The following is a 24,278-nucleotide window of genomic DNA, read 5'->3' on the forward strand; positions in this document are numbered from 1 at the left end:
ATAAGAGTCGCATGAGTGTCGTAAAAATAACTGAAAGAAAGGATAGAAATTATGCGTAAACTGACTGCTCTGTTTGTTGCCTCTACCCTGGCGCTGGGCGCTGCTAACCTGGCCCACGCCGCTGACACGACAACAGCTGCGCCAGCTGATGCCAAACCAATGATGCACCACAACGGTAAGTTTGCCCCGCATCACGACATGATGTTTAAAGACCTGAACCTGACCGATGCGCAGAAACAGCAGATTCGCGAGATCATGAAAGGTCAGCGTGATCAGATGAAACGTCCGCCGCTGGAAGAGCGCCGCGCAATGCACGACATCATTGCCAGCGATAGCTTCGATAAAGCGAAAGCGGAAGCGCAGATTGCGAAGATGGAAGAACAGCGCAAAGCCAACATGCTGGCGCACATGGAAACTCAGAACAAGATTTACAACATTCTGACCCCGGAACAGAAAAAGCAGTTTAATGCCAATTTTGAGAAGCGTCTGACAGAACGTGCCGCGCAGAAGGGTAAAATGCCGCAAGCTGCTGAGTAATCGTTCAGCGTCTACACTATATCATTCACGCTGTGTGTGCTGATTGCCGCACAGTGTGAAACCAAACTCAAGACCGCCGCTCTTGTCCACAACACGTTTAACGAGGTGGGCAGGATCGGCGGTTTTTTCTTTGCTGCCTCTTGCACCGCGCTTGTGACACGTTATTCTCCTGAAGCCCGCGAAAATTCCACCTGGAGGGCGCGTTGTTCTTTTTTGCAAAACACCGGGTTCATCGCTAAGGCAAATCAACTCTGCTGCCGATAACAATAATCTGCAGAGTGAACATAACAATGATGATTTATGGCTGCCTGTTTACGGTGGGCTGCCGTGCTGCGCCTTTCTGGAGGGATGATGGAATACTTTGATATCCGCAAAATGCCGGTCAATCTGTGGCGAAATGGTGCGGGAGAAACGCGTGAGATTTGCTGTTTTCCGCCAGCAACACGAGATTTTCACTGGCGGGCGAGTATCGCCTCCATCGCAGCGAATGGAGAGTTTTCTCTTTTTCCCGGCGTAGAACGCGTGATTACCCTGCTGGAAGGTGGAGAAGTGACGCTGGAAGAGCCGAACACCTTCACACATACCCTGAAACAGCATCAGCCTTTTACCTTTGCCGGTGACAAGGTGGTAAAAGCGAAGCTGACGGAAGGGCAGATGTCGATGGATTTTAATATCATGACCCGACGTGATGTCTGCCAGGCAAAAGTCAGAGTTGCCGATCGCACCTTTACGACCTTTGGTTCGCGCGGCGGCGTAGTGTTTGTTATCAGCGGAGCCTGGCAACTGGGTGATAAGTTGTTGACCGTCGATCAGGGTGCAAGCTGGCACGACGGTAAACACACGTTACGACTGCTGGAGCGCGAGGGGAAACTGCTGTTCAGCGAGATCAACTGGATGCCGGGGCATTCTCCGGACTCAGTTCAATAATGTCATATTGACCAGACAGAATAGGCCGGCAGAGAATTTTGTAGCCATCTTGATCAAAGCCGGCCGGCATTCGCGCCAGTGTAGCTGCCTCATCCAGCGTTGAAACGGCTCCCAGCCACAGCCAGTTATTGATGATATGGTACTGCGTCATTTCAGCGCGGGTTTCCTGCAGCGCAATGGCATTGCTCCACGGCCAGCAGATTACGCGCACTCTTTCCAGGGCTTCTACCAGACGCACATGATGCGCTTCAGGGCTTTCTTTCCCACAGCAGGCTCCGGCGCAGCGTTTAAGCGCGGAGCGAAAACAGGCGCGCCCGTGGCTGAGGGGTTCCAGTCCCAACAGGCCGTAGCACAGCTGTTGTTCATCGGCGAGGCTTTGCAGCGTCTGTAGCGCCGCGCGGCGGTTGGCAAACAGGCCAAACAGATTGGGGGCATGGGAGAAATCAATATCTCGTGCGTAGACCACCTGAACCGTTCGGTCGGTAAGCTGCAAGGCACACAGCTGGCGATTGCGTCGCAGCCGTTTGTTAAACAGGGGCTGCTGTTCTTTGATAAGCCGCGCTTCCAGCAGCAGGGCGCCAATTTCTCCGGCCGTACAAATCCAGCTAATGCGCCTGGCCTGACGCAGCATACTCGCTTCGTCTGCGGTACGCAGATGCGCCAGCACACGGCTGCGAATATTGACACTTTTACCAATATAAAGCGGCATGGTGTCGCTATCACTGTGAAACAGATAGACGCCTGGCGCGGTGGGAAGCGCACTCAAAAACGGGCGCAGGTGCTCGGGATATTCATAGATTGCCGCTGCCTCAAATGTCAGACGAGGGGCTGATTGACGCTGTACCACTGTTGACTCCAGATGCTGGTTATTCATCCAGTGTAGCAGTTTGAGGGCGATTAAAAAAGCGGCATGAGATTCAGCAGGCTAATGCCAGATAGGGCCAATCCTGGCGCTACCCGGCATTTTGAAGGGAAAAGGATTACGCTTTTTTCCAGAAATCATCAAACACGGTGATCGGTGTGCGACGTTTATGCTCAGTTTTCACGTACCAGCCTTCAATTTTTTTTGCGACGTCGGCATCCAGCGTTTTTCCTTCCAGATAGTCGTCGATGTTGTCGTAAGTGACGCCCAGTGCGGCTTCATCCGGCAGAGAAGGGCGATCGTCCTCGAGGTCAGCAGTTGGTGCTTTCTTATATAAGTGCTCCGGGCACCCCAGCGCGGCGAGCAGTTGTTTGCCCTGGCGCTTGTTCAGACGAAATAGTGGGTTAATGTCGGTACCGCCATCGCCGTACTTAGTGAAAAATCCGGTGATGGCTTCTGCAGCATGATCGGTACCCACGACAACCCCGCTGGTCATGCCGGCGATACTGTATTGTGCCTTCATACGTTCACGGGCTTTTTCATTGCCGCGCACAAAATCGCTCAGTTCAATACCCGCTCCACGCAGGGCCTGCTCGCTGGCCAGCACCGCGCCCTTAATATTGACGGTCAGTACGCGGTCCGGTTGAATAAAGGCGATGGCATCCTGGCAGTCCTGCTCATCGGCCTGAACACCATACGGTAGGCGTACGGCAATAAACTGCAGTGCGTCATTACCCGTTTCTTTTCGCAGCTCGGTGATCGCCATCTGGCACAGTTTTCCCGCGAGCGTTGAGTCCTGTCCGCCGCTAATTCCCAACACCAGCGATTTCAGAAAGGGGTAGGTCTGCAGATACGATTTCAGGAAATCCACGCTGCGGCGAATTTCTTCTTCTGCATCGATGTGCGGTTTTGCGCCAAGCGCCTGGATTATCTCTTGCTGCAGAGTCATTTAACCCCCTCCGAAAAATAAAATGATCAAAAAAATGATGTGTTAAAGCTAACGCGTTGAGGCCCAAACGACAAGGGATGCGAGCCTGATATAGCATCATTTTGTTTTAATAGAATTTTCCGAAACCACCTAAGTATCCTCTGATTGCTTGAAAAATGCGTTGTTGTGCTCCAGGCTTATATAACACGCTGAAATACAAGAGGACGGAATATGAACAAGAATCTAACAGGAATTCTGAGCGCAGCGGCTGTTTTGACTATGCTGGCAGGGTGTACGGCCTACGATCGTACGAAAGACCAATTTGTTCAGCCCGTGGTGAAAGATGTGAAGAAAGGGATGAGCCGGGCGCAGGTAGCGCAGATTGCCGGTAAACCGTCTTCCGAAGTCAGTATGATCCATGCGCGTGGGACGTGTCAGACCTACATCCTGGGTCAACGAGATGGTAAAGCTGAGACCTATTTTGTTGCTTTAGATGACACCGGACACGTGATTAACTCTGGCTACCAGACCTGCGCAGAGTACGACACCGACCCGCAGGCAGCGAAGAAGTAACAACTGTTTATTGCCTGAGCACTCGGGAAAACCGGCCACTGCGCCGGTTTTTTTATGTCACACGATCTTAATTATTGACGCGAATTATTTGCCTGAAGTGTGAGGGTGGTCATAACGCCAGGTCAAGGAGAGACAATTTAGTTGGTCAAGGAAATACCATCCGCCGGTGCAATCCCGTATACTCATTTCAGCCACCTAAAAAAGTAATTTAGCTGACGCAAGTTACCCAGAGCATGGATGCAGGTTAGGGCTTGCGGAGTGTCTGGTGACAGATAATCGCACATGAGGATCGTTTTAATGGAAAAGAAACACATTTATCTGTTTTGTTCTGCGGGCATGTCGACTTCATTGTTGGTTTCGAAGATGCGTGCTCAGGCCGAAAAATACGAAGTACCGGTTATTATTGAAGCGTTTCCTGAAACGCTGGCCGGAGAAAAAGGTCCAGTGGCCGATGTTGTATTATTAGGTCCACAAATTGCTTATATGTTGCCCGAAATTCAGCGTTTGTTACCCAACAAGCCTGTGGAAGTGATTGACTCGCTGCTGTATGGCAAAGTCGATGGTTTAGGCGTGCTTAAGGCTGCGGTTGCAGCAATTAAAAAAGCCGCAGCAAATTAATTATTTTATTTTAATTTTCCCGTCAAAGAGTTATTTCATTAACATTCACCGTAATTATTAATTGCGGTATTTAAGGGTATTTTTCTATGAGTAACGCTATTGCTTCACTTGAAAAGGTACTCCTTCCTTTTGCTGTAAAAATTGGAAAGCAGCCACACGTTAATGCAATCAAAAACGGTTTTATTCGTTTAATGCCGTTAACCCTCGCTGGGGCCATGTTTGTATTAATCAATAACGTTTTCCTGAGCTTTGGGGAGGGGTCGTTTTTTTATTCAATGGGCATTCGACTTGATGCTTCAACTATTGAAACGCTGAATAGTTTGAAAGGCATTGGTGGAAACGTCTATAACGGTACGCTGGGTATCATGTCATTGATGGCGCCGTTCTTTATCGGTATGGCGCTGGCAGAAGAACGCAAAGTCGACTCACTGGCTGCCGGGCTGTTATCCGTCGCCGCATTTATGACCGTAACGCCATATAGCGTGGGTGAAGCCTATGCCGTTGGCGCGAACTGGCTCGGCGGTGCCAATATTATTTCCGGTATTATTATCGGCCTCGCGGTCGCGGAAATGTTCACCTTTGTGGTCCGTCGCAATTGGGTAATTAAATTACCCGATAGCGTACCGACATCCGTGTCGCGCTCTTTCTCTGCGCTGATTCCTGGCTTCCTTATCCTCTCCATTATGGGGATCATCGCCTGGGCATTGAACACCTGGGGTACGAACTTCCACCAGATCATCATGGATTCCATTTCAACTCCGCTGGCATCGCTGGGCAGCGTGGTGGGTTGGGCCTACGTGATTTTTGTTCCGCTGCTGTGGTTCTTCGGTATTCACGGTTCACTGGCGCTGACCGCGCTGGACAGCGGTATCATGACGCCATGGGCGCTGGAAAACATCTCCATTTACCAACAGTTTGGTTCCGTAGACGCCGCGCTGGAAGCTGGAAAGACCTTCCACGTCTGGGCGAAACCGATGCTCGACTCCTATATTTTCCTCGGGGGTAGCGGGGCTACGCTGGGTCTGATTATCGCTATCTTCCTGGCATCGCGTCGTCCGGATTATCGTCAGGTTGCTAAACTGGCACTGCCGTCAGGCCTGTTCCAGATTAACGAACCTATCCTGTTCGGTCTGCCGATCATCATGAACCCGGTGATGTTTATCCCGTTCATTCTGGTGCAGCCGATTCTGGCGGCGATTACGCTGGCAGCTTATTACTCCGGCATTATTCCACCGATTACCAACATCGCACCGTGGACCATGCCAACCGGTTTGGGCGCGTTCTTTAACACCAACGGTAGCGTCGCTGCTCTGCTGGTCGCGCTGTTCAACCTCGGTATCGCCACGCTGGTTTACCTGCCGTTCGTGGTGGTAGCCAACAAAGCGCAGAACGTTATTGATCAAGAAGAAAGCGAAGAAGATATCGCTAACGCATTGAAATTCTAAATTTAATCCGGCATGGCTTCACGGTCATGCCGGACTGAACCAGAGGAAAAAAGTATGTTGGATATCGAGAACATCGTCGACACGCAGTCAGAAGCAGAAGAACTCGAAGAAGTGGTGATGGGTCTCATCATCAACTCCGGTCAGGCGCGTAGCCTGGCGTACGGCGCGCTCAAAATGGCCAAGCAAGGCGATTTCGAGTCAGCTAAGGCTATGATGGACCAGTCCCGTCTGGCGCTGAACGAAGCGCACCTCGTGCAAACGAAACTGATTGAAGGCGATCAGGGCGAAGGTAAAATGAAAGTTAGCCTGGTGCTGGTTCATGCTCAGGACCATCTGATGACATCAATGCTGGCGCGTGAGCTGGTGACTGAACTGATTGAGCTTCACGAAAAGCTGAAATAGCGAGGAGTGCATAATGCAGCTACAGATTAACGCACCGGAAATCAAAACCGTCTATGAACAGCAGCTGTTTAATGGCAAAAATTTCCATGTGTTCATCTATAACAAAACTGAGAGCATCAGCGGGCTGCATCAGCATGACTACTACGAATTTACCCTGGTTTTAACCGGGCGCTATTATCAGGAAATCAACGGTAAACGCGTATTGCTCGAACGCGGGGACTTTGTTTTTATTCCATTGGGATCGCACCACCAGAGTTTTTATGATTTTGGGGCGACAAGGATCCTGAACGTCGGTATCAGTAAACGCTTTTTTGAACAGCACTACCACCCGCTGCTGCCATTTTGTTTCGTTGCATCGCAGGTCTATCGGGCGAATAATTCGTTTCTCACTTACATTGAAACGGTTATTGCATCACTAAACTTTCGCGAGAGCGGACTGGATGAATTTGTAGAAGTGGTCACCTTCTATATTATTAACCGGTTGCGCCATCATCGCGAAGAGCAGGTGCTGGATGATATTCCGCAGTGGCTTAAAACCACCGTGGAGACCATGCATGACAAACGGCAGTTTAGCGAGAATGCGCTGGAAAACATGGTACACCTGTCCGCGAAATCCCAGGAGTATCTGACCCGCGCAACCCAGCGTTATTACAGCAAAACGCCGATGCAGATCATTAATGAAATCCGCATTAACTTTGCTAAAAAACAGCTGGAAATGACTAACTATTCTGTAACGGATATTGCTTACGAATCTGGCTACAGTAGTCCAAGTCTGTTTATTAAAACGTTTAAAAAGCTGACGTCATTTACACCTAATAGCTATCGTAAGAAATTAACTGAATTTAATCAGTAGATATTATTTGCCAATAACCCATTTTTTATAGCTTGCCCAAAATAGCGTCGGGACAGCCACGCTATACCTGACAAACGGGTTGAGCATAATACACGTCAGTGTTTTGACACTGAAGGGAGAAAGTATGAGCCAGAAATTAAAAGTCGTCACTATCGGTGGCGGGAGCAGCTACACCCCTGAGTTACTTGAAGGCTTTATTAAGCGCTATCATGAATTACCGGTTTCTGAATTGTGGCTGGTTGATGTCGACGATGGAAAAGAGAAGCTGGACATTATTTTTGACCTTTGCCAGCGCATGATCGATAAAGCTGGCGTGCCGATGAAGTTGTTTAAAACGCTGGACCGCCGTGAAGCGCTGAAAGATGCTGATTTCGTTACCACCCAGTTGCGCGTAGGGCAACTGAAAGCCCGCGAAAAGGATGAACGCATTCCGCTGAGCCACGGGTATCTGGGGCAGGAAACCAACGGCGCTGGTGGGCTGTTCAAAGGTCTGCGTACTATTCCGGTTATCTTTGATATTGTCAAAGATGTGGAAGAACTGTGCCCGAATGCGTGGGTGATTAACTTTACTAACCCGGCCGGGATGGTGACGGAAGCGGTCTATCGCCATACGAATTTTAAGAAATTCATCGGTGTATGTAATATTCCTGTCGGCATGAAAATGTTCATTAGCGATGTGCTGGCGCTGAAAGAGAGCGATGACTTATCCATCGATCTGTTCGGTCTGAACCATATGGTCTTTATTAAAGACGTACTGGTGAATGGTAAATCACGCTTTGATGAACTGTTGGATGGCGTGGCTTCAGGTCAACTGAAAGCCTCCACCGTGAAGAACATCTTCGATCTGCCGTTCAGTGAAGGGTTGATTCGCTCGCTGAAGCTGCTGCCGTGCTCATATTTGCTCTATTACTTCAAGCCAAAAGAGATGCTGGCGATTGAAATGGGTGAATACTATAAGGGCGGCGCTCGCGCTCAGGTGGTACAGAAAGTGGAGAAACAACTGTTTGATCTCTACAAAAACCCGGATTTGAACGTGAAACCGAAAGAGCTGGAACAGCGCGGTGGAGCCTATTACTCCGATGCGGCCTGTGAAGTGATCAACGCCATCTACAACGACAAACAGACCGAGCACTATGTCAACGTTCCACATCATGGGCATGTTGACAATATCCCGGCGGACTGGGCGGTTGAGATGACCTGTACACTGGGACGCAACGGCGCCACGCCGCACCCACGTATTACCCATTTTGATGAGAAAGTGCTCGGCCTTATCTATACCATAAAAGGCTTTGAAGTCGCGGCGAGCAATGCGGCACTGAGCGGTGAGCTGAATGATGTGCTGCTGGCGTTGAACCTGAGTCCGCTGGTGCATTCTGACAGCGATGCCGAGATTCTGGCGCGTGAGCTGATTCTGGCGCATGAAAAATGGCTGCCAAACTTCGCCGGGTGTATCGAGAAACTCAAAAGCGAACAACACTAACTGAGGTCGGCTATGGAACGCGTACTGATTGTAAATGCGGATGATTTTGGCCTGAGTAAAGGACAAAACTACGGCATTGTTGAAGCCTGCCGCAATGGCGTGGTCACCTCGACAACCGCACTGGTTAATGGCGCAGCCATTGACCATGCGGTACAGCTGAGTCGCGATATACCTGAACTTGCCGTTGGGATGCATTTTGTTCTGACGCTGGGCAGGCCGTTGACGGCAATGCCAGGCCTTACTCGTGACGGGTTACTGGGAAAATGGATCTGGCAGATGGCTGAAGAAGACACCTTGCCGTTGGATGAAATTTCTCAGGAACTGGCCGCGCAGTATCAGCGTTTTATTGACCTGTTCGGGCGGGAGCCAACGCATCTGGATAGCCATCACCATGTGCATATGTTCCCGCAGATTTTCCCTATCGTGGCCGGGTTTGCTGCCCAACGGGGGATTGCGTTACGGATCGATCGTCAGGCGGTATTCCAGGCGTCTGACTTTCCGCAGACGTTACGGACTTCCCAGGGATTCAGCAGCGAGTTTTATGGCGAAGCGATTTCTGAAGCCCTGTTTTTGCAAACGCTTGACGCGTCAGCAGACCGGGGAGAGTCCTCGCTGGAAGTGATGTGTCATCCGGCCTTTATCGATGACATTATTCGTCAAAGTGCCTACTGTTACCCCCGCTTAACTGAGCTCGACGTGCTGACGTCTCCGTCACTGAAATATGCTATTGCGGAACGCGGTTATCGTCTTGGCAGTTTTCTGAACATCTAACTCCTGAGTTTGCGGCGCATAATGCGCCGCATTTTTTTAGGCAGGGATCGTGTCGATTTTTCCGGCGCGTGACCAGACGCGGTGCGCAGTCATTAGCGTCAGCAGGGTATCCATAAACTGTGCGTCTGCACTGTCTGCCTCCACCACGCCTTCTTCTCCTTCAGTTTTGATATCCAACGTTGCTTTAAACTGACGCGCATCGCCAGCCAGTGCGATAGGTTTTAAGTGCTTATACGCTTCGAGTAAGTAATATCGGGCATCACCGTTCATAGCGATATCTGCGATATTGCCACACGGAACGATAACCGCATCGACGGTCAGCGATGGTGAACCCGCAAAGGTACCGGCGATTGTCAGGACGGAACCATCATCGGCAATCACATTACCCATTCGGGAATAGAGCAGTTTGGCGTGAACGCCTTTGGCCTGTAAGGCTTGCATGATGGCAAGCAGGTCGCCCGATTTCACCTGGTCATTAAGTAGAATGGCGACCATGCGGCCCTTAATCTCACCTTGCGCACCCGCATATAAACTGAGTGACGGCGCACTTTTCAAACCATTGACGTTAGCCGGTGGGGCGATTTTGGCCTGTTCCTCGGTTAGCTCAAAACCGAGGTTATCGGCAACCGCCTCGGCGAGGGCTGTATCAATATGGGCTAACTGTTCGACCACTCTTTCCCGAATATAGGGGCGCGTAACTTTGCTGAGTTCGAAGCTGAATCCGCCGATAATATGCTGCTGTTCAATTGGCGTCTGACTTAGCCAGAACAGGCGAGGGTGCGCATAGTATTCGCCAAAAGAGGGGCTACGTTCGCGGATTTTGTTTCCTTCAATCCGTTCCTGATACGATTCAAATCCACCGCGTTTTGGCCCCGGCGGCGTTTCACGCGGCCAGTTATCATTGATGGAATTTGGTTCATAGTTGGCAGGGTTGGTATCGATGTCCATACGATGCATGCCGTCACGCTGGAAATTATGGTACGGGCAGGTCGGGCGATTAATCGGGATTTCATGGAAGTTGGGCCCGCCCAGGCGACTGATCTGGGTATCGGTATACGAAAACAAGCGGCCTTGCAGCAAGGGATCGTTGGTAAAATCGATACCAGGGACGATGTGTCCGGGATGAAAAGCGACTTGTTCATTTTCGGCGAAGAAATTATCCGGATTACGATTCAGCACCATTTTACCGACGCGTTGCACCGGAACCAGCTCTTCCGGGATCAGCTTGGTCGGGTCGAGCAGGTCAAAATCGAACTTGAATTCGTCTTCTTCAGGAATGAGCTGCAGCCCCAGTTCGTATTCCGGATAATCGCCTGCTTCAATAGCTTCCCACAGATCGCGGCGATGAAAATCGGGATCACGACCGGTAAGTTTTTGCGCTTCATCCCATACCAGCGAAGCTTTGCCCGCCAGCGGTTTCCAGTGAAAACGGACAAAGGTGGCTTTCCCTTGCGCATTTATCAACCGGAACGTGTGAATGCCAAAGCCTTCCATCGTGCGATAGCTGCGTGGAATACCCCGGTCGGACATCGCCCATATAACGTTGTGCAACGTTTCTGGCTGTAACGAGACATAATCCCAAAAGGTATCGTGGGCGCTTTGACCCTGTGGGATAGCCCAATGCGGTTCCGGTTTTACCGCATGAACGAAATCCGGGAATTTATGGGCATCCTGAATGAAGAAGACTGGCGTGTTGTTTCCCACCAGATCGAAAATGCCCTCCTCAGTATAAAATTTGGTCGCAAATCCTCGAATATCTCTGACCGTATCCGCTGAGCCTGCGCCGCCCTGAACCGTAGAGAAACGGACAAAAACCGGGGTGATTTTATTTTCATCACTCAGAAAGTCCGCTTTCGTTGTCGCGCTGAGGCTGGCATAGGGCTGAAAGTAACCATGAGCAGCAGAACCTCGGGCATGTACGATCCGCTCCGGGATGCGTTCGTGATCAAAATGGGTGATTTTTTCCCGCAGGATAAAGTCTTCCAGCAGAGTTGGCCCACGGTTTCCTGCGCGCAGAGAGTTTTGATCGTCCGCGATGCGCACTCCCTGATTGGTTGTCAGAGCAAAATCTTCGCTGCCTTTACGAAAACTTTCCAGCGCGTTGAGTTTGTCACTTCTGGTGTCAGGCGCTTTTAAGCTGCCGGACGTAGTGGGCTGCATGCCTGGTGGCGTGGGTTCAGGTGTTGGCCGATGTGAACCGTCTGCTGGCGCCAGTGAGTCAAGTCCTGGCTGGGATTCGCTGGCATCATGAACCGGCGCTGAGTGATGGAGTGGGTGCTTATCATTCTGTGACATTAAACTCGTCTCCTGTTTTCATCGCTTAAAGGTCGTTGTTGCCGTCAAAAGCTTTAACTATAGACCACTTGCTCAGTGGTGCAGGAACTGACCGAGGGCGTAAAGCGCGATGAACCAGGCAAACAGCGCACGCAAGGCAGGACGTCAGGAGGCAAAATCGGCTAAGATAGCCGTTTTCTGATTTTTAGAATTAGTCTTTAGTGAAGCAACTGATTATGAAACCTCTTCGCCAACAAAATCGTCCGGTAATTAGCTATGTTCCTCGCGTGGAGCCAGCCCCACCAGAGCATGCAGTTAAAATGGATGCGTTTCGTGACGTATGGATACTGCGCGGAAAATATGTCGCTTTTGTCTTAATAGGGGAGGCGTTTCAGCGTTCACCTGCATTTACGGTCCCGGAATCAGCGCAACGCTGGGCTAATCAGGTTCGCCAGGAAAATGAACTGAGCGATTAATGGATATAAAAAAACCGCCGGAGCATGACACTCCGGCGGTTTTTTTTGTTTTTCAGTCTAACAGACTTAGCGATGCGCCAGTTCGGCGTTATCGTCGCTGTCCAGAATTGTTTTATCGGTCTGTTTCAGCCATTGGCTGGTCAGCGTACCGGCTGTCATAGAACCGCTCACGTTCAGCGCGGTACGACCCATATCGATCAGCGGCTCAACGGAAATCAGCAGCGCAACCAGCGTTACCGGCAGACCCATAGCTGGCAGGACGATCAGCGCGGCAAACGTTGCACCGCCACCCACACCCGCAACCCCTGCGGAACTGACGGTGACGATACCGACCAGCGTCGCAATCCACATCGGGTCCAGCGGGTTGATCCCGACGGTCGGGGCGACCATTACTGCCAGCATTGCCGGGTACAGCCCTGCACAACCGTTCTGGCCAATGGTGGCGCCAAAGGAGGCGGCAAAAGAGGCGATGGATTCAGGCACGCCCAGACGACGGGTTTGCGCTTCAACGTTCAGCGGAATTGAGGCTGCGCTGGAACGGCTGGTGAAGGCGAAAGTCAGCACCGGCCACACCTTGCGGAAGTATTTCAGCGGGCTAACGCCGTTAACACCCAACAGGATCCCGTGTACCACAAACATAATGCCCAGACCGAGATAAGAGGCCACGACGAAGCTACCCAGCTTGATGATGTCCTGCAGGTTGGAGCCCGCAACCACTTTGGTCATCAGCGCCAGAACACCGTATGGCGTCAACTGCATCACCAAACGAACCAGCTTCATCACCCAGCTTTGCAGGGTATCGATAGCAACCAGCACACGCTCGCCTTTCGGCGCATCATCTTTCAGCAGCTTCAGTGCGGCAACACCGAGGAATGCCGCGAAGATAACCACGCTGATAATCGACGTCGGGTTAGCTCCGGTCAGATCGGCAAACGGGTTTTTCGGGATAAACGACAACACCAGTTGTGGAACGCTGAGGTCAGCTACTTTGCCAACATAGTTGGTTTCAATCGCGTTCAGACGAGCGGTTTCGGCCCCGCCTTGCACCAGACCTTCTGCGGTCAGGCCGAACAGGTTGGTCACCAGAACCCCTACCAGCGCGGCAATCAGCGTAGTAAACAGCAGCGTACCGATGGTCAGGAAGCTGATTTTACCTAACTGAGAGGCGTTGTGCAGACGCGCAACGGCGCTGAGAATAGACGCAAACACCAGCGGCATGACAATCATCTGCAGCAGTTGGACGTAACCGTTGCCGACAATGTTGAACCACTGTACGGAATCTTTAAGAACCTGGCTGTCGGAACCATAAATGGTGTGCAGGGCGAGGCCAAACACCACACCCATGACCAGACCGACCAGTACTTTTTTTGCCAGACTCCACTGCTTGTGACGGGCTTGCGCCAGCACGAACAGCAGCACTACGAACACGATAATGTTCGCGATTAATGGATAGTTCATCCCCGTTCTCCTGATCTTATTATGCGTATCACCGTGTGACGGTGATTCTGTTGGCGCAAGATTAGCAGAACTGTGACTTGCCTCTTATATTCAAATGGAATTGTTTATGCCAAAAATAACTTTATGGCTGATTTATTAGTCAACCTGGTGCGTTATAAAACGATTAAACTGCATTTGCAGCGTATTTATCATCTGTGATGACCAGCGCACCGCACTGTTCTCTTGTACGGTCTGCGGCATCCAGATTGCCCACGCGAACAGCGCCATGCACAGAAACCGCTCCAGTTGGTTGCCTTTTTGCGGCACGAGGATAGGCAGACGAAAACGCCAGCGGCAGGGCCAAAGCAGGGGGACGCCCGCCGGGGTCAACATGTCGGCCAGAATGTGGCTGAGATAACCGAGAACCATACCTTGTAAGGCATCAGCCGGAATTATCCAGGTATCAGGGACTTTCAGGTAAAACGTGGCCAGCAGGGCAAAAACCGCCAGCAGGCTATGCGTAAACCCGCGATGACCAAATGCCCGGGCAATGGGCTTTGATACCCACTTCAGACGCTGCCCCAGCAGGGATTTGGGATGATCGATATCCGGCAGTAAGCACGTCAAAATGGCTGAAGGAACAATATGCCACCAGTCACCCTGCGCAAGAACGGGCGTTAGCTCGGCATTCTTGGCAAATACCGCACAGGCAATAGAAAAAAGAAGGTGACCTTCCGCCGTCATGATAAAACCCAATAAACTGTCGATTCATACAGTATAGGGGTTTTATACAGTAGGCGGAAGAGGTGACGTTGTAACCCTTTGTCACAAGTGCGCCTTTATCGCGCCAGCCAACCGCCATCCACGGCCTGCGTATAGCCATGTATATAGTCCGAGGCAGCACTTGCGAGGAACACGACCGGACCTTTCAGATCATCAGGCGTGCCCCAGCGTCCGGCAGGCGGGCAATGCGATCATTGCCCGTCGCAGGATTAGCCGCGCAGGTGAGCGGCAGTGAGTTCGGTGAGCGAGGCCAGTTTGACGTCGGCCAGAACGAAGCGAGGATCGTCCTGATTTTCATGCGCAGGTACTACGATGGAACACATACGGGCGGCTTTCGAAGCAATCATGCCGTTCACCGAGTCTTCCAGTGCTACGCAGTTTATAGGGTCAATGCCCAGTTTCGCCGCGCAATCGAGATAAACCTGCGGGTGCGGTTTGCTGTAGGGCAGTTTTTCCGCAGAAGCCAGTGCGTCGAAGCTGCTGCGCAGATCAAACATGGTTAGCACTTTTTCCAGCATATGCAGCGGCGAGGCGGATGCCAGTCCTACTTTCAACCCCTGAGATTTACACAATGCCACGGCCTCACGCACGCCCGGCAGCAGTGGTTTTGTTTCTTCAACTAACGCAATTGCGCGGGTAATGATGCGCTCGGTTACTTCCTGACGTGAGGGACCGTTCCACGGTTGCTGCGCAAACCACAAATCAACCACCATGTCGATGCGTAAGCCAAGTGTATCGGGAAGTTCATGGCGGCGGGAGATATCAACGCCTAAACTTGCTATCACATCCAGTTCGGCCTGATCCCAAAGCGGTTCAGAATCGACCAGTAATCCATCCATATCGAAAATTGCAGCAAGAATTTGACGCGGGGTTGACATCACAACCTCTCCTTTACGGGTGATAAAAGGGATTAAGAGCCAGCCTGGACGGGCTCTGAGCGTTCATTATGGCTAATTCAGCAGTATACCGCCTTTAAAGATCAGGCGAAAACGATAATCAACGGGTAAACTTAGGCCAAAATGACACGTCTTAATCAAGGGGAACTCATGACGTATCAACAAGCTGGACGCATTGCCATCTTGAAAAGGCTGGTGGGATGGGTGATTTTCATTCCCGCGCTGATTTCAACCCTGGTTTCAGTACTGAAGTTTATGTATGCGCACAGCGAAAAGCAGGAAGGGATTAACGCGGTCATGCTCGATTTTGCTCATGTGATGATCGACATGATGCGCGTGAACACACCTTTTCTTAACGTGTTTTGGTATAACTCGCCGACGCCCGATTTTCAAAGTGGACTGAATCTCGTTTTTTGGCTGATTTTCATTCTGATTTTTATCGGTCTGGCGTTGCAGGATTCAGGCGCCAGAATGAGCCGTCAGGCGCGTTATTTACGCGAGGGCGTTGAGGATCAGTTGATTCTGGAACAGGCAAAGGGCAGTGAAGGGTTATCACGCGAGCAACTTGAGTCGCGTATTGTGGTACCGCACCATACGATCTTTTTACAAATTTTTCCGCTCTATATTTTGCCGGTGATCGTTATCGTGATTGGCTACTTCTTCTTTTCATTACTGGGCTTTTTGTAACTGCTGCACTATCAGGCCTGACGCGTTGCGAAACGCCAGGCCAGATAAGCAACGTGCGACTTTGCTAAGCCGCCAGTAACCTGTCCAGCGCTTTCTGCGCCACGACCAGATGCTGTCCCCCGAACAGAATAGCCCTGTTCAGCAGCGTATAGAGCTGGTAGACAGGCTGTCTGTCGAGAAAATCCAATGGTAGCGGAGAAACAGACTGATAACCGTCATAGAGTTGCGGCGGCTGATCGGTATGTAACGGCAGCATTGCCAGGTCACACTCTCTGTCCCCCCAGTAGCAGGCAGGGTCAAAGATGTACGGGCCGTTCGGGCCAAGGGCGCAGTTCCCGGACCACAAATCACCATGCAGAAGAGATGGCTGCGGCTGATGGGAAGAGAGACGCTGCTGAACATGCTCGACAATGGCGTCGATATTGCCAAACGCAATGCCTTTTTCAGCGGCGAGTTCCAACTGCCAGCCAATACGCTGCTCGGCAAAAAAGGTTGACCAGCGACGTTGCCAGGTGTTGGGCTGCGGCGTGGTAGAGAGCGCATTATCGAAGTCGAGCCCAAACTGCGGCTGATCGCTCCATTCATGCAAATGCGCCAACTGTTGGCCGAGGATAAACGCGTTGTGCGCATCAAGCGGACGGGGAGGGAGGAAATCCATCACCAGAAAGCTGTAATCTCTGTCTGCGCCTACCGCCCAGACTTTCGGTACAGATACGGTTTGACTGCGAGAAAGTAGCTCCAGCTGATCGGCTTCCGCCGTAAAGCCGGTTAACAGCTCTCTTTCATCGCATTTAACGAAAAAATCGCGCCCCGCATAGCGTAAATGCCATGCGGCGTGGATCTCTCCGCCGGGCAGTTCGTTACGCAGTTCGATTTCGCCTTCACCTAATTGCTCGCTTAAAAGACGACTGATAGCCTGCCACATGATGTCTCTCCCCATGTTGTCTGCCAGATCATAAGGTTAGCGCAAGAATGCGGTTAAAAAACACGAACTGACGCACACCACGGACGCGTCATCGCTGGAAAGGCACTTAATGTGTGTCGTTCTTCTTCACCTCGCATAGTTGTGAAGACGCCTGATCGCACATGATTCACTGCTTTGTAATCACGTGATTTTTTATCATAGACGTATAACACCCATGCCGACAGTTTTACGGGGAAATCCCCTTGTATCTAAACAAGGGGAAGCCGTTATTACTGAGCCAGATACGCGTATATTTTTTGCGTATCGTCTAAAGCGCACAGACGCGTACCCTGATTCAGGGTGGCGGCGCTACCTGCGGCGACACCGTAACGAACAATATCTGCAAAAGGTGCGCTCTCCGCCAGTTTAAGCGTCATGGCCCCGACCATACTGTCGCCCGCGCCTACGGTACTTTGACTCTTCACCGGTGGCGGAACCACCTGGACACAGGTTTCACGATCAACGCCTAGCGCTCCTTGTGGTCCAAGCGAGACCACTACGCGATGCGCTTTTCCGCTTTGCACGATTTCTTGTGCGGCGTTGCGCACATCATCGGGCTGCGTGAGTTCGCGATTCACCAGCGCGCTCAGTTCTTTGAGGTTGGGTTTGACCAGTTCGATATTGCCGATGGTTAATGCTGCTGCCAGCGCTTCGCCAGAACTATCGACGATACAGCGAATCCCTTGTTTTTGTGCTGTGGTAATGAGCCGGGTCAGCTTCTCAAGCTGTACGCCAGGCGGCAAACTGCCGCTGATAACCAACAGTGCGCCAGACTCAATTTCCAGCACCTGATCCTGAAGTTGGTAGAACTCATCATCGGTGAGCGCAGCGCCTGGCATGACGAAGCGATACTGTTCGCCGCTGGACTCAACGTGGACATGGAGATTTTGTCGGGTCCAGTCTTTAGCTTCGACGGTGGATACGGGAACACTTTCGTCGGCGAGCAAAGCAACAAGATGCTCTCCGGTGGCGCCACCCGCAGGGAAGATGGCCGTAGCGGTGCCGCCAAGATGGGCAATTGCGCGAGCGACGTTGATGCCGCCGCCGCCGGGTTCAAAAACCGGCGAGGTACAGCGAAGCTTACCTTCCGGGTAGATTTGCGGCGTGATTGTTGCGCTATCGAGAGAGGGCGCAAGTGTTAACGTATAGATACGTACCATCTTTACCTCCTGTTAGGCTGTCCTCAGTCTGGCACTTAACCTCCCGAAAGTGAAGTAATTAACAACATGATTTTTCATATCTTTATTTAAAATAATCGCGTTAAAGATATATAAATAAAAAAACGGTTTAGGAACGCTCTTATTCAAAAAATGAAATAAGAATTTATTGCTATGTTATTCGAGTCTTTTTATAATTTGTTACCTTTCAAGGGTCTTTTGTCATTGATCCATATGAAAGTTTCCGAGACCGTTATGGTCTCTTTTTTTGTTGTACGGACTCTTAATAAATGAAGCTTTTGAAGACAGTGCCCGCAGCGTTACTGCTGACGGGTGGCCTGCTTGCGTCAATGCAGGCTGCCGCCGATGATTCCGTTTTTACTGTCATGGATGACCCTTCCAGCGCGAAAAAACCCTTTGAAGGTAACCTGAACGCGGGATATCTCGCCCAGTCAGGCAACACAAAAAGTTCTTCTTTAACTGCAGACACCACCATGACCTGGTACGGTCAAACTACGGCGTGGTCTTTGTGGGGAAATGCCAGCAATACCTCCTCAAATGATGAGCGTTCATCGGAGAAATATGCCGTAGGTGGTCGTAGTCGTTACAACATGACCGACTATGATTATCTCTTTGGGCAGGCAAGCTGGCTGACCGATCGTTACAACGGCTATCGCGAGCGTGACGTGCTGACCGCAGGTTATGGTCGTCAGTTCCTCAACGGACCAGTGCACAGCTTCCGTTTTGAATTTGGTCCTGGTGTGCGCTATGACGAGCACACGGATGGCACCACCGAAACACAGCCGCTGGGCTATGCGTCCGGGGCCTATGCGTGGCAGATGACGGACAATACTAAGTTTACGCAAGGTGTGTCGGTATTTGGTGCTGACGATACAACGCTCAATTCTGAAACGGCCTTGAACGTTGCCATCAACGAACACTTTGGGTTAAAGGTGGCTTACAACGTTACCTGGAACTCTGAACCACCGGCAACAGCGCCGGAGCATACCGATCGTCGTACTACTGTGTCACTCGGCTATCGTATGTAATGACAAGCCGGGTCAAATAATTGGCCCGGCTTTTCTCAATTAACGTTAAATTTATTTAATATTAAATCTGTGTTTTATTTTTAATACTTATCAATAACGCGCTATTTTCAGACGAATTCGATTTAATTGATAAATACAACGGAACCGGAACAGCGTGTGCCAGTATTTTAACCCCAGATCATCGCAGCCCAACGTAGCATCAGCATTGCCGCACAAATAACGAGCAGTATCACAACCATCTTCCAGTGTTTCTTCGCAAAGCGATTTGTTGGCATTGTCCTTTTCCTGCTCAGGTTAGATAACTTTATACAAGTGTAACAAAAACGTCAGGGTGTCAGTGAATTGATTTACATCATAGAGTGCGCGTTGATTGTTGCTTTGATCGGCTCGTAATGCCGTGTACACTGTCAAACGGTGTTATCAAAAAGCGGGTGTAGGTCCAGTGTAGCCATTAAGGCGACCAGTGACATATTTCGCAGAGTGAAGCGGGAATCAGCCCACACCTTTTTGATGATTTTAAATATTGAATCTTTGTATGTGATCTTACGTGTGGGTCACCACTGCAAATAAGGATATAACATGCCTGTTATTACTCTTCCTGATGGCAGCCAACGCCATTACGACCACGCTGTAAGCCCCATGGATGTTGCGCTGGACATCGGTCCAGGTCTGGCGAAAGCCACTATTGCTGGCCGTGTTGACGGTGAGCTGGTAGATGCTTCCGATCTGATTGAGCATGATGCGAAGCTCTCCATCATCACCGCGAAGGATGAAGAAGGTCTGGAGATCATTCGTCACTCCTGCGCGCACCTGTTAGGGCACGCGATCAAACAACTCTGGCCGCACACCAAAATGGCGATCGGACCGGTTGTTGATAACGGTTTTTACTACGATATCGATCTTGACCGTACGCTAACCCAGGAAGATGTCGACGCGCTCGAGAAGCGGATGCACGAGCTCGCTGAGAAAAACTACGATGTCATTAAGAAGAAAGTCAGCTGGTACGAAGCGCGTGAAACCTTCGTGAAGCGTGGCGAGACCTATAAAGTCTCCATTCTTGATGAAAACATTGCCCATGATGACAAGCCTGGCTTGTACCATCATGAAGAATATGTCGATATGTGCCGTGGCCCGCACGTGCCGAACATGCGTTTCTGTCATCACTTCAAACTGATGAAGACCGCTGGGGCATACTGGCGTGGCGACAGCAATAACAAGATGCTGCAGCGTATTTATGGTACTGCGTGGGCCGATAAAAAAGCCCTGAGTGCCTACCTGCAACGTCTGGAAGAAGCGGCCAAACGCGACCACCGTAAAATCGGTAAGCAGCTTGACCTGTATCATATGCAGGAAGAAGCGCCGGGTATGGTGTTCTGGCACAATGATGGCTGGACAATCTTCCGTGAACTGGAAGTCTTTGTTCGCTCAAAACTGAAAGAATACCAGTATCAGGAAGTTAAAGGTCCGTTCATGATGGACCGCGTGCTGTGGGAAAAAACAGGTCACTGGGATAACTACAAAGATGCGATGTTCACGACCTCCTCTGAGAACCGTGAATACTGCATTAAGCCCATGAACTGCCCGGGCCACGTGCAGATCTTCAATCAGGGTCTGAAATCCTATCGTGATCTGCCGTTGCGTATGGCCGAGTTTGGTAGCTGCCACCGTAATGAGCCGTCAGGCGCGCTGCATGGCCTGATGCGCGTTCGTGGCTTCACTCAGGATGATGCACATATCTTCTGTACAGAAGAGCAGATCCGTGATGAAGTTAACGCTTGCATTCGTATGGTCTACGATATGTATAGCACTTTTGGCTTCGAGAAAATCGTCGTCAAACTGTCCACTCGCCCCGAAAAACGTATCGGTAGCGATGAAATGTGGGACCGTGCTGAAGCAGACCTGGCCGTTGCGCTGGAAGAAAACAACATCCCGTTTGAGTACCAACTGGGTGAGGGCGCATTCTACGGTCCGAAAATTGAATTTACCCTGTATGACTGCCTCGATCGTGCATGGCAGTGCGGTACTGTACAGCTGGACTTCTCTCTGCCGTCCCGTTTAAGCGCCTCTTATGTTGGCGAAAACAACGAGCGTCAGGTGCCGGTTATGATTCACCGCGCAATTCTTGGGTCGATGGAACGTTTCATCGGTATCCTGACCGAAGAGTTCGCTGGCTTCTTCCCGACCTGGCTTGCGCCAGTTCAGGTTGTCGTCATGAACATCACCGATTCACAGTCTGAATACGTCAACGAATTAACGCAGAAACTACAAAATGCGGGTATTCGTGTAAAAGCAGACTTGAGAAATGAGAAGATTGGCTTTAAAATCCGCGAGCACACTTTACGTCGTGTCCCTTACATGTTGGTCTGTGGCGACAAAGAGGTAGAAGCAGGCAAAGTTGCCGTGCGCACCCGTCGTGGCAAAGACTTGGGCAGCCTGGACGTAAATGAAGTGATTGAGAAGCTGCAACAAGAGATTCGCAGCCGCAGTCTTCAACAACTGGAGGAATAAGGTATTAAAGGCGGAAAACGAGTTCAAACGGCACGTCCGAATCGTATCAATGGCGAGATTCGCGCCCTGGAAGTTCGCTTAACAGGTCTGGAAGGCGAAGCTTTGGGTATTGTGAGTCTGAGAGAAGCGATCGAAAAAGCTGAAGAAGCTGGAGTAGATTTAGTTGAAATCAGCCCTAACGCCGAACCGCCAGTTTGTCGTATTATGGACTACGGCAAGTTCCTTTATGAAAAGAGTAAGTCTTCTAAGGAACAGAAGAAAAAGCAAAAAGTTATCCAGGTTAAGGAAATTAAATTCCGTCCTGGCACCGACGATGGCGATTACCAGGTAAAACTCCGCAGCCTGGTACGCTTTCTGGAAGATGGCGATAAGGCTAAGATCACGCTGCGTTTTCGCGGTCGTGAGATGGCCCACCAACAGATCGGTATGGAAGTGCTCAACCGCGTCCGTGACGATCTGAGTGAACTGGCAGTAGTCGAATCCTTCCCTACGAAGATCGAAGGCCGCCAGATGATCATGGTGCTCGCTCCTAAGAAGAAACAGTAAGGCCTTCAAGTAGCAATGTCTGTGGAGCCTGCGGGTTCCACAGCCGTTGTTCGCCTACGTTTCGTTTATTAACAATGCGAAGTGGAAGTTATTAAAATGCCAAAAATTAAGACCGTACGCGGTGCTGCTAAGCGCTTCAAAAAAACCGGTGGTGGTGGATTTAAGCGTAAGCACGCAAACCTGCGTCATATTCTGACCAAAAAATCTACTAAGCGTAAACGTCACCTGCGTCCAAAAGGCCTCGTTTCTAAAGGCGATCTGGGTCTGGTTATCGCGTGCCTGCCGTACGCATAAGCCGTTAACGTTTAATTAATTTTTTTACTAAGAATATAGATACAGGAGAGCACATATGGCTCGCGTAAAACGTGGTGTAGTTGCCCGTGCACGTCACAAGAAAATTTTGAAACAAGCTAAAGGCTACTACGGTGCGCGTTCTCGCGTATACCGCGTTGCCTTCCAGGCTGTTATCAAAGCTGGTCAGTACGCTTATCGTGACCGTCGTCAGAAAAAGCGTCAGTTCCGTCAACTGTGGATTGCGCGTATCAACGCAGCAGCACGTCAGAACGGTATTTCTTACAGCAAATTCATCAACGGCCTGAAAAAAGCCTCTGTTGAAATCGACCGTAAGATCCTGGCTGACATCGCAGTATTCGACAAAGTAGCGTTCACCGCTCTGGTCGAAAAAGCGAAAGCAGCTCTGGCATAAGCCGGTGAAAAGAGGGAGCCTGGCTCCCTCTCTTTTATTTGTAGTGCAATCAATTGGTTGACAATTTATCCGTAAGCCTTTTCAATAAAGGTTGTTCGGTTTTTACCACACAAGGTAACGCAAGCATGAATGCTGCTATTTTCCGCTTCTTCTTTTACTTTAGCACCTGAACTCAGGAGGCTTGCGCGTGAAAGAAGAAACGGAAAACAGCGCCTAAAAGCCTCCCTGGTGGAGGCTTTTTTTATACACGTTATCCTTCAGGCTGCCTCTGCATTGGCTGCAGTCGCTTCCCCCAGTCTCGTACGTGTGTACGCTCCTGAGGATTAGCGCTCTACTGCTGCCTTGACTCAGCCAGAATGATTTTGTGTATATACGAGCGACTAGTGAATATCGCAACATAACGAGGAAAACCATGTCACATCTCGCAGAGCTGGTTGCCAGTGCAACGGCCGCCATTAACCAGGCTTCAGATGTTGCCGCGTTAGACAATGTCCGCGTCGAATATTTGGGCAAGAAAGGGCACCTGACCCTTCAGATGACTACCCTGCGTGAACTGCCGGCAGAAGAGCGCCCGGCAGCAGGTGCGGTGATAAACGAAGCCAAAGAGCAGGTTCAGCAAGCGCTGAACGCGCGTAAAGCCGAATTAGAAAATGCCGCGCTGAATGCTCGTCTGGCTGAAGAAACGATCGATATCTCCTTGCCTGGGCGTCGTATCGAAAACGGCGGTTTGCATCCGGTAACGCGGACTATCGATCGCATTGAAAGTTTCTTTGGTGAGCTGGGCTTTACCGTGGCGACCGGTCCGGAAATCGAAGATGACTATCATAACTTCGATGCGCTGAATATTCCTGGCCATCACCCGGCGCGCGCTGACCACGACACTTTCTGGTTTGATGCGACGCGTCTGCTGCGCACGCAGACTTCCGGCGTGCAGATCCGCACCATGAAAGAAAAACAGCCGCCGATCCGTATTATCGCTCCGGGCCGCGTATATCGTAACGACTACGATCAGACGCACACCCCAATGTTCCATCAGATGGAAGGGCTGATTGTTGATACCAACATCAACTTCACCAACCTGAAAGGCACGCTGCATGATTTCCTGCGCAACTTCTTTGAAGAAGACCTGCAGGTTCGTTTCCGTCCTTCCTACTTCCCGTTCACCGAACCTTCTGCGGAAGTCGATGTGATGGGTAAAAATGGCAAATGGCTGGAAGTATTGGGTTGCGGAATGGTTCACCCGAACGTGCTGCGTAACGTCGGTATCGATCCGGAAATCTACTCTGGCTTTGCATTCGGTATGGGTATGGAGCGTCTGACCATGCTGCGTTACGGCGTAACCGATCTGCGTTCTTTCTTCGAAAACGATCTGCGTTTCCTCAAACAGTTTAAATAAAGG

27 protein-coding genes, 1 pseudogene and 1 other annotated feature are annotated in these 24,278 nt (G+C 50.7%); of the genes and pseudogenes, 18 read left to right on the forward strand and 10 right to left on the reverse strand.

The window, feature by feature from the left end; genetic code table 11:
• The first annotated feature begins 51 nt into the window (after positions 1-51).
• Positions 52-537: an ATP-independent periplasmic protein-refolding chaperone Spy gene (gene spy, locus OGV75_RS15000; protein WP_003030629.1), complete on the forward strand. Its 486-nt coding sequence runs from the start codon at positions 52-54 to the stop codon at positions 535-537.
• Between the two features lie 351 nt (positions 538-888).
• Positions 889-1,464 carry an environmental stress-induced protein Ves gene (ves, locus tag OGV75_RS15005; RefSeq protein WP_016152850.1) on the forward strand — a complete coding sequence of 192 codons (576 nt, stop codon included), beginning with the start codon at positions 889-891 and terminating at the stop codon, positions 1,462-1,464.
• Here ves and cho read toward each other — a convergent pair.
• Both cho and nadE read right to left on the reverse strand, forming a co-directional pair.
• Complete coding sequence (cho, locus tag OGV75_RS15010; RefSeq protein WP_196093927.1) at positions 1,424-2,311, reverse strand: excinuclease Cho; 888 nt, start codon at positions 2,309-2,311, stop codon at positions 1,424-1,426. The two genes, ves and cho, sit on opposite strands and share 41 nt — an antisense overlap.
• Positions 2,312-2,444: 133 nt before the next feature.
• Positions 2,445-3,275: an NAD(+) synthase gene (nadE, locus tag OGV75_RS15015; protein ID WP_286480847.1), complete on the reverse strand. Its 831-nt coding sequence runs from the start codon at positions 3,273-3,275 to the stop codon at positions 2,445-2,447.
• A gap of 210 nt (positions 3,276-3,485) precedes the next feature.
• On the opposite strand from nadE, the gene osmE reads away from it, so the two are divergent.
• From osmE to chbG, 7 genes are all read left to right on the forward strand, one after another.
• Positions 3,486-3,827, forward strand: a complete 342-nt coding sequence (osmE, locus tag OGV75_RS15020) for an osmotically-inducible lipoprotein OsmE (protein WP_003030621.1) — start codon at positions 3,486-3,488, stop codon at positions 3,825-3,827.
• 297 nt (positions 3,828-4,124) lie between these two features.
• Positions 4,125-4,445: a PTS N,N'-diacetylchitobiose transporter subunit IIB gene (chbB, locus tag OGV75_RS15025; RefSeq protein ID WP_003832547.1), complete on the forward strand. Its 321-nt coding sequence runs from the start codon at positions 4,125-4,127 to the stop codon at positions 4,443-4,445.
• A gap of 86 nt (positions 4,446-4,531) precedes the next feature.
• Complete coding sequence (gene chbC, locus OGV75_RS15030) at positions 4,532-5,890, forward strand: PTS N,N'-diacetylchitobiose transporter subunit IIC (protein WP_003030619.1); 1,359 nt, start codon at positions 4,532-4,534, stop codon at positions 5,888-5,890.
• Between the two features lie 54 nt (positions 5,891-5,944).
• Positions 5,945-6,292, forward strand: a complete 348-nt coding sequence (chbA, locus tag OGV75_RS15035) for a PTS N,N'-diacetylchitobiose transporter subunit IIA (protein WP_003030618.1) — start codon at positions 5,945-5,947, stop codon at positions 6,290-6,292.
• A gap of 10 nt (positions 6,293-6,302) precedes the next feature.
• On the forward strand, positions 6,303-7,145 hold the full coding sequence (chbR, locus tag OGV75_RS15040) for a transcriptional regulator ChbR (RefSeq protein ID WP_085951046.1): 843 nt from the start codon (positions 6,303-6,305) through the stop codon (positions 7,143-7,145).
• Between the two features lie 124 nt (positions 7,146-7,269).
• Positions 7,270-8,625, forward strand: a complete 1,356-nt coding sequence (locus OGV75_RS15045) for a 6-phospho-beta-glucosidase (RefSeq protein WP_016152854.1) — start codon at positions 7,270-7,272, stop codon at positions 8,623-8,625.
• A gap of 12 nt (positions 8,626-8,637) precedes the next feature.
• A complete protein-coding gene (gene chbG / locus OGV75_RS15050) occupies positions 8,638-9,396 on the forward strand; it encodes a chitin disaccharide deacetylase (protein WP_065554665.1) in 759 nt (252 codons plus the stop codon).
• A 36-nt stretch (positions 9,397-9,432) separates the two neighbouring features.
• Here the strand turns inward: chbG and katE are convergent, their stop codons facing one another.
• Positions 9,433-11,691, reverse strand: coding sequence for a catalase HPII (gene katE / locus OGV75_RS15055; RefSeq protein ID WP_286480848.1), 2,259 nt, complete (start codon positions 11,689-11,691; stop codon positions 9,433-9,435).
• Positions 11,692-11,900: 209 nt separating this feature from the next.
• Here katE and cedA point away from each other — a divergent pair, with 209 nt between their 5' ends.
• A complete protein-coding gene (gene cedA, locus OGV75_RS15060; RefSeq protein WP_369707928.1) occupies positions 11,901-12,146 on the forward strand; it encodes a cell division activator CedA in 246 nt (81 codons plus the stop codon).
• 66 nt (positions 12,147-12,212) lie between these two features.
• On the opposite strand, the gene tcyP is transcribed toward cedA, so the two are convergent.
• The 4 genes and pseudogenes from tcyP to hxpB all read right to left on the reverse strand — a co-directional run bounded on the left by tcyP (position 12,213) and on the right by hxpB (position 15,244).
• Positions 12,213-13,604 (reverse strand): cystine/sulfocysteine:cation symporter, encoded by a 1,392-nt coding sequence (gene tcyP / locus OGV75_RS15065; RefSeq protein WP_019078417.1) that lies wholly within the window; start codon positions 13,602-13,604, stop codon positions 12,213-12,215.
• A 135-nt stretch (positions 13,605-13,739) separates the two neighbouring features.
• The gene (locus tag OGV75_RS15070) at positions 13,740-14,339 is read right to left on the reverse strand and encodes a metal-dependent hydrolase (protein WP_087121839.1); all 600 of its coding nucleotides are present in this window, start codon (positions 14,337-14,339) and stop codon (positions 13,740-13,742) included.
• A gap of 83 nt (positions 14,340-14,422) precedes the next feature.
• Positions 14,423-14,545 (reverse strand): annotated as a pseudogene (locus OGV75_RS15075) (SDR family oxidoreductase); the annotation flags it as partial.
• A gap of 30 nt (positions 14,546-14,575) precedes the next feature.
• Positions 14,576-15,244: a hexitol phosphatase HxpB gene (gene hxpB, locus OGV75_RS15080; protein ID WP_095715553.1), complete on the reverse strand. Its 669-nt coding sequence runs from the start codon at positions 15,242-15,244 to the stop codon at positions 14,576-14,578.
• A 168-nt stretch (positions 15,245-15,412) separates the two neighbouring features.
• Between hxpB and OGV75_RS15085 the strand changes: the two genes are divergently transcribed.
• Complete coding sequence (locus OGV75_RS15085; RefSeq protein WP_019076635.1) at positions 15,413-15,949, forward strand: YniB family protein; 537 nt, start codon at positions 15,413-15,415, stop codon at positions 15,947-15,949.
• Between the two features lie 64 nt (positions 15,950-16,013).
• Here the strand turns inward: OGV75_RS15085 and OGV75_RS15090 are convergent, their stop codons facing one another.
• Together OGV75_RS15090 and pfkB are read right to left on the reverse strand one after the other, a co-directional pair.
• Positions 16,014-16,874 (reverse strand): fructosamine kinase family protein, encoded by an 861-nt coding sequence (locus OGV75_RS15090; protein WP_016152861.1) that lies wholly within the window; start codon positions 16,872-16,874, stop codon positions 16,014-16,016.
• Between the two features lie 269 nt (positions 16,875-17,143).
• Positions 17,144-18,073 carry a 6-phosphofructokinase II gene (gene pfkB / locus OGV75_RS15095; RefSeq protein ID WP_075847327.1) on the reverse strand — a complete coding sequence of 310 codons (930 nt, stop codon included), beginning with the start codon at positions 18,071-18,073 and terminating at the stop codon, positions 17,144-17,146.
• A 287-nt stretch (positions 18,074-18,360) separates the two neighbouring features.
• On the opposite strand from pfkB, the gene OGV75_RS15100 reads away from it, so the two are divergent.
• Complete coding sequence (locus OGV75_RS15100) at positions 18,361-19,119, forward strand: DUF481 domain-containing protein (RefSeq protein WP_016152863.1); 759 nt, start codon at positions 18,361-18,363, stop codon at positions 19,117-19,119.
• Between the two features lie 167 nt (positions 19,120-19,286).
• On the opposite strand, the gene yniD is transcribed toward OGV75_RS15100, so the two are convergent.
• A complete protein-coding gene (gene yniD / locus OGV75_RS15105; RefSeq protein WP_003030590.1) occupies positions 19,287-19,394 on the reverse strand; it encodes a small membrane protein YniD in 108 nt (35 codons plus the stop codon).
• Positions 19,395-19,698: 304 nt separating this feature from the next.
• Between yniD and thrS the strand changes: the two genes are divergently transcribed.
• The 6 genes from thrS to pheS all read left to right on the forward strand — a co-directional run bounded on the left by thrS (position 19,699) and on the right by pheS (position 24,275).
• Positions 19,699-21,627, forward strand: a complete 1,929-nt coding sequence (gene thrS / locus OGV75_RS15110) for a threonine--tRNA ligase (RefSeq protein WP_016152864.1) — start codon at positions 19,699-19,701, stop codon at positions 21,625-21,627.
• A 3-nt stretch (positions 21,628-21,630) separates the two neighbouring features.
• A complete protein-coding gene (infC, locus tag OGV75_RS15115; protein ID WP_048997935.1) occupies positions 21,631-22,173 on the forward strand; it encodes a translation initiation factor IF-3 in 543 nt (180 codons plus the stop codon).
• Between the two features lie 96 nt (positions 22,174-22,269).
• Complete coding sequence (gene rpmI / locus OGV75_RS15120; protein ID WP_003030583.1) at positions 22,270-22,467, forward strand: 50S ribosomal protein L35; 198 nt, start codon at positions 22,270-22,272, stop codon at positions 22,465-22,467.
• A 55-nt stretch (positions 22,468-22,522) separates the two neighbouring features.
• The gene (gene rplT / locus OGV75_RS15125; protein WP_003030578.1) at positions 22,523-22,879 is read left to right on the forward strand and encodes a 50S ribosomal protein L20; all 357 of its coding nucleotides are present in this window, start codon (positions 22,523-22,525) and stop codon (positions 22,877-22,879) included.
• 120 nt (positions 22,880-22,999) lie between these two features.
• Positions 23,000-23,124 (forward strand) — a sequence feature (Phe leader region).
• Complete coding sequence (pheM, locus tag OGV75_RS15130; RefSeq protein ID WP_001386830.1) at positions 23,005-23,049, forward strand: pheST operon leader peptide PheM; 45 nt, start codon at positions 23,005-23,007, stop codon at positions 23,047-23,049. Its footprint overlaps the feature before it by 45 nt.
• A 167-nt stretch (positions 23,125-23,291) precedes the next feature.
• Positions 23,292-24,275: a phenylalanine--tRNA ligase subunit alpha gene (pheS, locus tag OGV75_RS15135; protein WP_016152865.1), complete on the forward strand. Its 984-nt coding sequence runs from the start codon at positions 23,292-23,294 to the stop codon at positions 24,273-24,275.
• Positions 24,276-24,278 lie beyond the last annotated feature (3 nt).

It is taken from the genome of Citrobacter sp. Cb028, from assembly GCF_030336705.1.
Taxonomy (GTDB): Bacteria; Pseudomonadota; Gammaproteobacteria; order Enterobacterales; family Enterobacteriaceae; genus Citrobacter; species Citrobacter braakii.